Below are 11,910 nucleotides of genomic sequence, written 5' to 3'. Positions count from 1 at the left end.
TGAGGAGGACAATGAAATGAAGAAGACAGCGGATACGAAATTGCAGAGATTCCTGGCCGACGAGCGCGGAGCGGTCGGAGTGAAGGAGATCGCCGCTACCGTGGCGGTCATTGTGGTCATCGGCGCGGCGATCAGCCTGATCACCGGAACCTTTTTGAATACGTGGATCAGCGAGGTCTGGGATCTGTTCATGAAGCAGATTGAGAATATGACGACCTGACCGGAGGCTGGCGATGCGTGGTGTTGCGAAAGGCGTGCTCGGCGTGATTCTATCCTCGGTCGCGATTCTGCTGCTGCTGAATCTGGCCTATTTCTTCCCGTGGTATTTGACGCTGATAACCGAGACCTATAACGTCTCCCAGGTTGTGGCCGGAGATAATTATATGAAGGAAAGCTACTATGAAGAGGCGCTGGACCAGCTTCAGGAACGTCCGGTCTACCGGGACAAGGCGGACGACATCGAGATTCGGATTACGAATGCGGACGGACGCAGCGCCATCGGGGATGACGACGAGACGGTCTATTACGACAGCGCCGAGAGCGACAAGCCGTACCTGCAGCGGGGGGAGCCGCTGGAGGTGGAGATCCGGGCGGTCTATCCGTTCACGGTCACCTTGTGGGGCAAGAAGCTGGAACGGGAATTTCCCGTCTCCTTCAAGATGTCGACCACGGGCCTGAAGCATTACAAGGATCTGGATTACTATAGGGACTGATGGGAAGGGGAGCCAGTGAGAAATATTGCGATCGCTATTCTCGTCGTCGTTATGGCGTCCATTGTCATTGAGCCGCTGGTGGAATTCGCCAATGTGTTCAGGGAGAAGGTGACGGTCAGCTCCGCAGTCTCGAACGCGCTGCGGGCGGCGAGGGACCGGAGCCTCGAGGATGAGCTGATGCGGGACCTGGATGCCCGGGTGGACGAGGACCGGTTCAAGGCGTATTTTGCCGAAGCTTTCGGAGATGCGCTGCATCTGCGGGTGTCGGGCAGCAGCGGCGACGAGGTGACGTTCCGTTCGGAGAAAGAACGGTTCCATCCGTTCACGGTCCGGTTTGAATTCGACGAATCGACGGATTCCCGGAACCGGATCGTCACCCGGGTTCACGTCCGCGCGGAGTCCAAATACCTGTACAAGACCAAGTACCTGAAGCTGGCCGAAGCCGCAGGCAGTCCCGGCGACTACAAGCTGGTCAGCGAACGGACCTATCTGCTCTCGGTCCGCAACTAGATCACTTAAGGGAGAGTCATTCGTGGACTATATCATGATTACTCTGCAGACGGCGGACGGCAGGCAGGCGGATCTGAAGGTGCCGGCGTTCGTGCCGGTCGGCGATCTGCTGGATATGCTGGAGGAAGCGCTTCAGCTCCGCAAGGGGCCGCAGACGCGGCTGCAGGCCGAACCGCTTGGACGGATTCTGCAGAGCGCCAAGACACTGGGGGAACAAGGCGTCTGCCACGGAGCCCTGCTGACCGTCATTTCATGAAGGAGCGATTGCATGAACGGCAACCTGTACAACGGAGGACTGGTTCACAGAGACGGAGACCAGCTGCTCGTCACCGATATCAAGACCTACTCCGGCACTTATCTGATTCATAACGGGACCGGCTTCGACCTGTTCACGGACAGCCTGATGTGGTTCATGAACGAAGGGGAATCCGGCATCCTGTACAGCGACCAGCGCAGAGGGAACCGGCTGTACCGTTCCGTCTCCGCCGCGCGCGGGGATGTGCTGGTGCTGGACAAGCCGTGCGCGCAGCCGGTGGTCCGCGGCGGACTCATCTATTATCTCGATGAGCGGGACGGAAGTCTCTGGTGCTGCTCCGAAGACGGGCGGCATGACCGCAGGCTGTCCGAAGACAGGGCCGGAGGGTTCCTCCTGCTGGATGATGAGTCGGTGCTCTATTCGACTCCGCTCGGAATCAAGCGGGTTCTGGCCGGGGGAGGCCGGGCCGAGACGGTCAGCCCGGCCGTCACCGGGCGGATGATCCAGGCGGGCCGGAAGGTGGCCTATGCGGACAGGGAACGGGAATTCGCGCTGACGCTGCTCGATCTGGACAGCGGGGAGACCTCTGCGGTAGGCGGTATTGCGGCGGCCTCGATCAATACGGACGGACGCTATCTGTACTGCGCCAACCGGCGCAACCGGAGCAGCCTGTACCGGGTGGACCCGGCGGCGGGAACCGGCATTCGGATCAGCGGCGACAGCGCCGATTATCTGCATCTGGACGGGGATGACATTTACTTCAGCAGCGGCCGCGAGTGGTATCGGCTGCCGCTGACGGGCGGAGAAGCGGAGAAGCTGCCGGCCCCGGGAGGGGATGCCGATGCAGACTGAATTCAGCCGTCAGCCGCGGTTCCTTCCGGAAATCCCGCGCGGCGAAGTTGAAGTGCCTAACCCGCCGATGCTGCAGGAGAAACCGGAGATCTCCTGGTTCGGCATTCTGCTCCCGCCGATTGTGATGCTGGTCATTACGGTGCTGATTGCAATGACTTCCCAGTCACTCTTTCTGCTGATCTCGGTCGCCACGACCGTGATGACGCTGATCGGCTCTCTGGGAACGGCGATTTCGCAGATTCGCAAGTATGCCCGCAAGAAGAAGGAGCGGGAGCAGAAATACTTGCAATTCATCGCCGACACGCGCAGCGAGCTGTCCGTGGCCCGGGAACAGCAGAGCGCGGCGATGAACGGGATGTTCCCCGAACCGGGGGAATGCGTGCGCCGGATTATGGAAGGGGACCGTCGCTTATGGGAGAAGACGCCGGTTCATGGCGACTTCCTGGCGGTGCGGATCGGGGTCGGAAGCGCTCCGCTGGAAATGGAGATCCGCTATACGAAGCAGGCGATCATCCTGGAGAGCGATCCGCTGATTATGGAGCCCCAGCGGCTGGCGATGGATTATGCCAAGGTTCCGGGCGTGCCGATAACGGTCAATCTGCTGGAATCGGAGATCTGCGGCCTGGCCGGGGAAGAGGCCAAGACGCAGGCGCTGCTGACCTCTATGATGCTCCAGCTCGTTACCCATCAAGGGTACGACGATGTCCGGATTGTACTTCTGACAAGCGGCGATGGCATGGAGCGCTGGAGCTGGATGAAATTCCTTCCGCATCTGTGGGACGACGGTATGAATGTCCGCTTCCTGCTCTGCGGGCAGGCGATTGCGCATCAGGTGCTCTCCGAAATGTATGCGCTGCTGAAGGACCGCGAGCTTCGGGCGGCGGGCGGCGGCATTCTGCCGCACTACCTGTTCGTAGTTGAGGACGTCACCCTGCTGGAGAATGAACCGATCGGCAGATACCTGTACAACGGCAGCTCGAAGCTCGGCGTATCGACGATCTTCGTCGCGCCGAATGCCGCCTATCTGCCGATGAACTGCAAGGTTGTAGTCTCGCTGCAGGGCAAGCATGGAGAAATGGCCGACCGGGTTACCGGCGGGAAGACGGCATTCACGCCGGATCAGACGCAGCTCGGCGAGCTGGATCTGGCCGCGCGGAAGCTGGCCCCGCTTCGGATCAAGCAGACGAACGCGGGCTTCGCGCTTCCGACCTCGGTGTCGCTGCTGGACATGCTTGAAGCGGAGAAGGTCACGGATACCGATCTGCTGCTGAACTGGACGCGGAACCGGACCTACAGGGGCATGAGCGTGCCGATCGGCGTGCGCGCCGGCGGCGAGCCGCTTCACCTTGATATGCACGAGACGGGCTTCGGCCCGCACGGCCTGGTGGCGGGAACGACCGGCTCCGGCAAGAGCGAGCTGCTCCAGAGCATTATCGTGTCGCAGGCGGCTCACTACCATCCGCATGACATCGCCTTTGTGCTGATTGACTACAAAGGCGGCGGGATGGCCGACGCCTTCCGGGGAATGCCGCATCTCGTGGGCACGATTACGAACCTGGGAGGCAACCAGACGACGCGGGCTCTGCTGTCCATCAAGAGCGAGCTGATGCGAAGGCAGCGCCTGTTCTCGGAGCACGGAGTCAACAACATTGATAAATACCAGAAGCTGTACTACAGCCGCTCCGATCATGCGGGCATGCCGGCGATCCCTCATCTGATTATGATTGCCGACGAATTCGCGGAGCTGAAGCAGGACCAGCCCGACTTCATGAAGGAGCTGGTCAGCACGGCGCGGGTCGGCCGAAGCCTGGGCGTCCACCTGATTCTCGCCACCCAGAAGCCGGCGGGGGTCGTCGACGACCAGATCTGGAGCAACTCGAAATTCAAGATCTGCCTCAAGGTGCAGGACGAGGCGGACAGCAAGGATGTCATCAAGCGGCCCGACGCCGCCATGATCAAGGAGCCGGGACGCGCATACATTCAGGTCGGCAACGATGAGATCTTCGAGCTCTTCCAGTCCGCTTACTCCGGCGCGGATTATGATCCCGAAGGAGAGCTGCGGAAGGTGGAGAACCGGACGAAGCGCCTGTACAAGCTGTCCGTCACCGGTCGAAGCGAACAGATTTATCCCCTGGAAGAGGAGAAAATCGCCCGCCATGAACTGCCGTCCCAGCTTCAGGCGATGGTGGAGCATATGATCCGGACGGCCGAGCAGTCCGGCATCCGGCCGGTCAAGGGTCCTTGGCTGCCGCCGCTGCCCGAGACCGTCTATCTGGACGATCTCCTTCCGGCGGAGAGCGAGGAGGGCATCCGGGCGCGCCGGGAAGCGCTGCTTCGGATTCCGGCCGGACTGCTGGACGACCCGAGAGGACAGCGGCAGGAGGCGCTGGAGCTGGATTTTGCCGCAGAGGGGAATCTGTTCGTCTACGGCGCTCCCGGAACGGGGAAGACGGTGCTGCTGCGAACGCTGCTGCTGTCGGCTGCGCTGCTCTACACGCCGGATGAATTCCATGGCTATATTATGGATTTCGGCGGCGGTTCGCTGAAACCGCTGGAGCGGCTGCCGCATATCGGCGGCGTCATGACGCTGGAGCAGGAGGAGAAGATCGACCAGTTCATGCGGTTCGTGTTCCGGATCATGGAGGAGCGCCGGACGCTCTTCGGGGAGACGGGCAGCGAGGGCTTCGCGGATTACCGCGCGAGCGGCGGGACTCTGCCGGCGGTGATGCTGGTCATCGACAATTATTTTGCCCTGTCGGAGACGTATGAAGAGATGGATGCGCAGATGGTCGTGCTGGCCCGGGAAGGCTTCAAGTACGGCATCTACCTGGTCGCCACGGCGACGAACAGCGGTCTGGTCCGCTACAAGTTCTCGGTCAACTTCACGATGGCGATCAGCCTCCAGATGACGGAGAAAAGCGAGTACGACGGCATTGTCGGACGGACCGAAGGCCTGGAGCCGGCCAGAACGGCCGGGCGCGGTCTGGTCCGGGGCAAGCCGCCGCTCGAATTCCAGACGGCCCTCCCCGAATTCAGGGAGGTGCGAACGGACGGGCTGATCGAACGGCTGGAAGGCCGGTTCGACAGCCGGGCGGTTCCGATTCCGGTCATGCCGGCCTGGATCGACCTCCGGTCGCTGGAAGGCGAGGGGACACGGCTGGGAATCGGACTGGCCAGCAATGATCTGCAGCCGGTCCACCTCGACCTGCAGACCCATCCGGTCTTCATGGTTGCCGGGGATGCGATGTCAGGCAAGAGCACGCTGCTGGTATCCTGGATCAGCCTTCTCGCAGAGAAGGAGCCGGGTCTGGAGGTATATGCGCTGGATTCGTCCGGCATGGGCCTGTTCGAGCTGATGAAGCGCCCCTATGTCACCGACCTGGCCGGCGTGGAAGACTTCTACGACTTCAGCTCGGCGTTCCGGGAGAAGCTGGACGCCCGCCGCTCGGAACTGCTGGCCTGCCGGATGGCGGGAGGAGACGCCGCCGCGCTCGCGGCGGGCTGGAGCCCGATCGTGTTCGTGATCGACAAGCTCGGCGAGCTGACCGGCAACGATATGTATGCGCTGCATGAGCTGCTCGAGCGGATGATCCGGCAGGACCGGGGGCTGAAGGTCTCGGTCATCGCCGCCGACAACACCGCGGAGCTGGCCTCGAACTGGGATACGCTCGGCAAGGTGATCCGGGAGGAACAGACCGGGCTGCTGCTCGGGAGAATCAAGGAGCAGAGCCTGTATAACGTCTCTTTCCCTTACGGTTCCCAGGAGCGGAATATGGAGCTCGGCGACGGATATCTGATTGTGAAGAACCGGTACACCGGACTTCGGTGCGGCGTGCTGCGATAACTTAATTTCTTATCCTGAAGGAGGTATGCCTGTGTCAATCAGTCCTTCCGAAATCCGGCGCAATGCGTCGAGGATCAGCGGACTCACCGGCGATGTCCGGCAGGTCCAGCGGGAGCTGGGAACCCAGTACCGGCAGGTCGGAGAGTTCTGGACGGGCACGGCCTCGAAGACGCTGCAGAGCGAGTACCCGGGGCTCGACGGCGAGATCAAGGCGCTGATCCGCAGTCTGGAGCGGCTGGAGAGCGGCGTGGAGCGCGTCGCCTCCCAGGTGCAGCGGGCCGAGCAGGAGCGGGCCGAGAAGAAGCGGCTCGCGGAGAAGCTGGCGGCCGAGAAGAGAGAACGGGAACGCAAGGAACAGGAAGAGAGAGCCCGGAGCAGGCAGCGGTAACCGCGTTCAGCCGGGATACTCCTTGAAAGGAGGTGAACACACATGGCGGGCAACAATTTGACATTCAGTCCTGATCAGGCGACAAGCGTCGCCAAATCGATCAGCAACAAAGCGAACAATGCAGACACCTTGATCAAGAATCTGCAGAAAGAAATCCATGCCGTAAGCGGCTGGTGGCAGGGCGAATCCCAGACGGCTTTCGTTCAGCAGTTCGACGGACTTATGCCAAGCTTCAACGAGCTGGTGAAATGCGTGGAGAACATCAGCAAGAACCTGATTCAGATCGCGAACATCAAGCAGCAGGCCGAGCAGGAAATGGCCAGCAAGCTGCGCAGCAGATAATAAGCACAGTGCCAACCTTGGCGGGGCAAGCGGACCGGTGCGTTACGGTCTGCTTGCCCTGCCGTATACGGCTGGCGGACGAAGACGATACACAACCTGGGGGGAGCTTTGAAGTGGAGCTGACCGATAAGGAATATTTGACGCTGGCCTTTATGGAACCGTCCGTTCTTCGGGAGGGAACGGCAGGGATGACCGTGCGGGACCTGCTCGGCGGCGAACCGGCGGAAGCCGGAGCGGCGGCCGGTAGCGGCGGAATGTACGGGCTGAAGCTGGCTGACCGCTGGATCGCGCCGGAAGCCGAAGGCTATGCTTTTAGGAATGAAAATGACGATAGATGGCTTATCTTCTTATATACAGCGGAATTCTCGCTGAACGCCCTGAAAGGCCTCCTCTCCGGGGAGAACGCTCTGCTGAAGCAGTCCGTGGAATTTCGGAATACGGCCGGCGGCAGCGGACGCCTCGCTGTAACCGGCTTCGGCCTCGGCGGCGCGCTTGCGCTGTTCGCAGCCGGTTCGTCCGGCGGCGCGGCGGCCGGCGTCGTCTTCGACGCGCCGGGCGTCTCCCACCTGCTGCCGGAAGAAGGGGCGCTTTTGTCCGGCATTCGCAACATCGCCGCGCCCGGCAGCGCCGGCACAGCGCTGGGCACACACGGCGAGACGCTGGAATTCGCTCTGCCGGAAGGCGGAGCGGGCAGGAAGGCAGGGCCGGAGGCTGCGCTGCTCGGCCAGCCGGACCAAAGCGCCTACCGGACCGATGATGCCGGCCGGGTGCTGACGGGCCGGCCGGACGAGACCTATGCGCTGCTGGCCCATTTGGGCGTGCTGCTTGAGGAAGGGCCTGCCGTCAGAGCGGTGGCGGAGGCGTTCATCCGGGCTGCGGGACTTGCGAACAGCGGGGCGCGCGAGCTGGTTCACGCGCTGGTGCCGCTGACCGAGCGGGCCGATCTCCAAGGTATCCGGGAAGCACTGCTGGAGATTGCCGCCGGCTACGACCGGGAGGTGCAGCAGATCTGGACCGCCTGGAAGCGGGACCTGTCGGAGGACGCGAGGAAGCTCGGACCGACCGAGCTGTCGGAGCTGTTCGAGTCCCGCAGCGAAGCCGCCATGCGCGAGGCGTCCGAGCGGCTGGAGGATCTGATCCGGGTAACGGAGGCGTTCCTGGTCGTACTGGTGCTCCTGGAACCGGAGCACGGCAGGCTGGCCGACCGGCTCGAGGATCTGGTGGAGACGGTCACCGGAGGCATGACGGCGAGACTCAAGCTGTTGTCCCGGCAAATGCCTGAGGAGCTCGCCGGCTTGATGGAGCAATCCATGAGCAGAATGTTCGTATGGCCGGATCTTCAGTTTGCACCCAGATTGCCTTAAGGGAGAGTGGACCGGATTGAATCCATTAATCAGAAGGACGGTGTGTATACCAATGGCTCTCATAACACTGCTCAGCCTGTTTGGCTGCGGGAAGTCCCGGGACGAACGGGCGGCGGACCGGATTGTCGAGGCCCTGCAGGAGAAATACGGCGAAGAATTCGTGCTGGACGGCATCGGAGGAAGCTGGGGGACGATGAACCCCAACACCTTGAAGGCGATCGCCCGGCCCAAGGCCGACCCCACCCTTAAGGTGCCGGTGGAGATTACGAAGGATTTGAAGCAGATCTACGACCAGTACCTGAATCAGCGCGTGGCCCGCAGCAATGAACCGAAGATTCAGGAGCTGGCCCGCAAGCATTGGCCGGACGCCCGGATTGTGAATGTGAACGACACCCGGCTGGCCTATCCGGAGAGCAGCGACACCTCCATGACCTACCCGGAGTTTCTGAAGCAGAATCCGTCGAATACGCTGCTCGTCAAGGTGTACCTCGATGCCAGCGGCTATGTGGATCCGAAGGGAAATATGGACCAGGAGGCGGAGATTGCGAAGTATCTGGCTTTTGCCGAAGAACTGGCCGCAAGCGGCTATGTCAGCAGCAGGATCTCCTGGGTCTATCTGACCCCTGACGCGTTCAGCCGGTTGGAGGAGGCGAAACAGTCGGCGAGCTCTGTGGATGCGTTCTTCAATGAGGAGGAAGAGACCGGTGTTCCCCGGATGATTACCCGGGTCGGCTGCGAGATCGACGCTTCGGGCCGGGTGAAGCAGACCAAGGCGGAGCTTCAGGCGTATCTGGACCAATGGAGAGAGAAGAGGCTGGAGAGCCTGCATCACTGGAGGTGAGCGTACATGGCGGATGACCAAAAACTGACCGAAGTGGAACTCAAGCAGATCTCCCAGCTCGTCTACCTGGACGTCATTGATTCCAAGGGTGTCGGCTCTGAGCTAGAAGACCTCTATTTCGATAACGGCAAGAAAATCACCGTCGGCCAGTTGATTGACTACTATACCGCAGGCGAGGGGCTGGATAAGCTCAAGGCCCGTTATCCGGATAAGCTGAACGGAACGAAGGAATCCGAGCAGTGGATTCAGCTTCTGGAGTCCATGGACACGGACAAATACCGGAACTGGGAGATCACCGACGTGGTCTCGCACAACAAGCTGGATCAGTCCGGCTTCGTCGCCTTTACCGTCGATACGAAGAACGGGGCCAAGGTCGCTGCCTTCCGGGGGAGCGAGCCGATCAATGATCCGTATTACCGGAACGACTGGAAGAACAACGGCACCACGGCCTACGAGCTGGAATCGCTTCAGCAGAGAGAGGCCAGAGCCTATATGCAGAAGTTCGGCCTGCACGGAGAGGACCTGTATATCACCGGCCACTCGCTTGGCGGCAATCTGAGCCTCTTCTCTTCCTTTGTAATGACGGACGACCAGCGCAGCCGGCTGATCAGCGTATCCACCTTCAATGCACCCGGCTTCAACAAGGCGCTGCTGGACCAGTACCGGAGCCAGATTGATGCCATGAACGGGAAAGGCCAGATTCTGGAGTACCGCAATAAGCATGATCTCGTTCCGGCTCTGTTCCTGAACCCGTCGGACGGGATCTACATTGATACCACTTCCGATGCGGTGACCGGCTTCTCGCATCATTCGCTCTTCTCGTTCGCGCAGGACGACGGCTCCACCTTCCACCGGTCGGACTCGCAGATGCGCGCCGTAATTCCGAATCTCGTGCACCATGTGACCGTCGGACTGGAAGCGGTGCCCAGTTTTCTGAAGGAGACGCTGGTTACGGAGGTTTTCAAAATCTGGGACGGCGACGTCGAATGGTACCATGTTCTGTTCGGAGCCGCGGCCGTAGCCGGAATCGCCCTTGCCGGTCCGTGGGCGGTCCTGTTAGGCGCGCTGAAAGTTGTGGCAGCGCTGTATGTCATCGGCTTTGTCATCGACAAAGTCATTCCCTGGATCAAGGAAGGCGTCGCGCATGTCGCAGAGCTCGTCGAGACCTTCTTCAACGAAGCGGTGGAGGTAATCACCGGGCTGTATTTCCAGGCGGTGGACGCCGCCAAGCTGATCGGAAGCCGGATCGCCGAGTTCGCGCGTCAGGTGAAGAGCGCGGTGACCCAGTTCTTCCACGAGCTCAAGGAAGGCTTCAAGCAGTTCGTAGCGGATACCATTCAGTTCGTGGAAGCCCAGAAGGAAAAGTTCATCCGGATGAAGGAGCAGGTGGCCCGCAAGCTTGGGGATATCTTCGAGTCGGTGAAGTCAACCATCACCCGCAAGAAGGACGAAGTGGTGGACGGGGTGCGCACATTCAAGAACAAGCTGATCGGGGGCTTGAAGGCCAAGATCAAGACCGTGGCGAAGTACGCTGTCTCGGCGGCCGGAGCGGTCCGGTCGGCGCAGATCAAGGCGACCGTCAGCCGGATCGAAGCCCTTCATCAGCTCCTGAGGCAGAAGGAGGAGCGAATATCGGATCTGGTCGCCCGAATCCGAAGTGTGGCCTCCGGGGTATCCTCCAGCGTCGGAGGAGCCTACCCGGAATCTTATGTGCAGTCTGCGCTCCGGGAGCTGGAACAGACCCAGCAGGAGATCCGGTCCCAGGAACGCCGCGTCTCCGAGACGCTCAAGCAGCAGTCGGACGGCGTCAAGTACTCGGTAAATACGTACCGCAGCACCGAAGCGAAGCTGTCGGCCATGGCCCGTGCCTAGGCCCGGAAGACAATCCCATTCCGAGAGGAGCTCTTATTCATGAAAATGCTTAAAGCAGCGAAGCTGCGACAAATACTGGCGGTCCTTCTCATGGCCGCTCTGCTTGCTGTTCCGTTCCAGGCGTCGGCCGCCAGCCTGCCTCTGCGGGTCGTGGTGGATGGAGACAAGGTGTACTTCCCGGACGCGCAGCCGTTCATTGATTCCAAGCAGCGGGTCCAGCTTCCGGTGCGGTTCGTCACTGAAGCGCTGGGCGCGAAGGTGCTGTGGAACGGCCCGGCCAAGAAGGCGAGCATTCTTCTGAACGGCAAGACGATGGAGGTCTATATCGGCAAGTCGAGCTATACCGTGGACGGGAAGACGAAGCGCATGGACACCGCTGCGGTGTTCAAGCAGTCCCGTACCTTTGTGCCGCTGCGTTTTCTCTATGAAGGGCTCGGCGTCCGCGTCAACTGGGACGATTCCGTCAAGACGGTCTACATCAGCACCAAGAGCGGCGGAAGCGAAGCTGGTGGCGAGCCCGCGCAGCCGTCCGGGGGAACCAAGACCGCCGATGTCCACGGGTTCAAGGTGAACTATGTCGAGATGGGGCCGAACCTGGACCCCGTCTATATTACCGCTTCGCGGATGACCGTCTATGAGAACGATGACTGGAAGGCCGGTCAGGTTCTGCTGCAGCTGACCATCGTGTTCGGCGATGTCGGGTCCGACCCTGTCCAGGGGGCGAAGGATGCCGAGAACGTCCTGAAGCAGAAGGTGGAAGCCGATGTGGTGGCTGCGGTTATGAATTATGCCCGCACGAAGAAGCAGCGGAGCGACATTTTGCCGGACAAGACGTTCCAGTCGAAGGACTACAAAATTCTGGTAGGATCGCGGGAATACGAAGATGTTGCCATTATTCTGTACCCCCGCTAGAACTTCCGGCAGAGGC

12 protein-coding genes are annotated in these 11,910 nt (G+C 61.0%); all 12 read left to right on the top strand.

Annotated features, from left to right (window positions below; translation table 11 throughout):
- The first annotated feature begins 16 nt into the window (after window positions 1-16).
- The 12 genes from RBI05_RS14025 (at window position 17) to RBI05_RS13970 (ending at window position 11,894) form a co-directional block, all read left to right on the top strand.
- On the top strand, window positions 17-220 hold the full coding sequence (locus RBI05_RS14025; RefSeq protein WP_150457770.1) for a hypothetical protein: 204 nt from the start codon (window positions 17-19) through the stop codon (window positions 218-220).
- Between the two features lie 13 nt (window positions 221-233).
- Window positions 234-713 carry a hypothetical protein gene (locus tag RBI05_RS14020; protein ID WP_310551566.1) on the top strand — a complete coding sequence of 160 codons (480 nt, stop codon included), beginning with the start codon at window positions 234-236 and terminating at the stop codon, window positions 711-713.
- Between the two features lie 15 nt (window positions 714-728).
- Entirely contained in the window at window positions 729-1,223 is a 495-nt protein-coding gene (locus RBI05_RS14015; RefSeq protein ID WP_310551565.1) for a hypothetical protein, read from the top strand.
- A gap of 22 nt (window positions 1,224-1,245) precedes the next feature.
- A complete protein-coding gene (locus RBI05_RS14010; RefSeq protein ID WP_150457767.1) occupies window positions 1,246-1,479 on the top strand; it encodes an EsaB/YukD family protein in 234 nt (77 codons plus the stop codon).
- A gap of 12 nt (window positions 1,480-1,491) precedes the next feature.
- A complete protein-coding gene (locus RBI05_RS14005; RefSeq protein ID WP_310551564.1) occupies window positions 1,492-2,331 on the top strand; it encodes a DUF5050 domain-containing protein in 840 nt (279 codons plus the stop codon).
- Window positions 2,321-6,175, top strand: coding sequence for a type VII secretion protein EssC (essC, locus tag RBI05_RS14000; RefSeq protein WP_310551563.1), 3,855 nt, complete (start codon window positions 2,321-2,323; stop codon window positions 6,173-6,175). Before RBI05_RS14005 ends, essC begins: the two co-directional genes overlap by 11 nt.
- Window positions 6,176-6,206: 31 nt before the next feature.
- Window positions 6,207-6,563, top strand: a complete 357-nt coding sequence (locus tag RBI05_RS13995) for a WXG100 family type VII secretion target (RefSeq protein ID WP_191089523.1) — start codon at window positions 6,207-6,209, stop codon at window positions 6,561-6,563.
- 42 nt (window positions 6,564-6,605) lie between these two features.
- Complete coding sequence (locus tag RBI05_RS13990; RefSeq protein ID WP_150457763.1) at window positions 6,606-6,905, top strand: WXG100 family type VII secretion target; 300 nt, start codon at window positions 6,606-6,608, stop codon at window positions 6,903-6,905.
- 113 nt (window positions 6,906-7,018) lie between these two features.
- Entirely contained in the window at window positions 7,019-8,269 is a 1,251-nt protein-coding gene (locus RBI05_RS13985) for a hypothetical protein (RefSeq protein ID WP_310551562.1), read from the top strand.
- 52 nt (window positions 8,270-8,321) lie between these two features.
- Window positions 8,322-9,110 carry a hypothetical protein gene (locus RBI05_RS13980; protein WP_310551561.1) on the top strand — a complete coding sequence of 263 codons (789 nt, stop codon included), beginning with the start codon at window positions 8,322-8,324 and terminating at the stop codon, window positions 9,108-9,110.
- A 6-nt stretch (window positions 9,111-9,116) separates the two neighbouring features.
- Entirely contained in the window at window positions 9,117-10,982 is a 1,866-nt protein-coding gene (locus RBI05_RS13975) for an Mbeg1-like protein (protein ID WP_310551560.1), read from the top strand.
- 39 nt (window positions 10,983-11,021) lie between these two features.
- Window positions 11,022-11,894, top strand: a complete 873-nt coding sequence (locus tag RBI05_RS13970) for a copper amine oxidase N-terminal domain-containing protein (protein ID WP_310551559.1) — start codon at window positions 11,022-11,024, stop codon at window positions 11,892-11,894.
- Window positions 11,895-11,910: the final 16 nt, after the last annotated feature.

The sequence above is a fragment of the Paenibacillus glufosinatiresistens genome (genome assembly GCF_031470375.1).
Taxonomy (GTDB): Bacteria; Bacillota; Bacilli; order Paenibacillales; family Paenibacillaceae; genus Paenibacillus_AQ; species Paenibacillus_AQ glufosinatiresistens.
The sequence above is the reverse complement of the archived record's forward strand: the minus strand, read 5'-3'. Positions and strand labels throughout refer to the sequence as shown.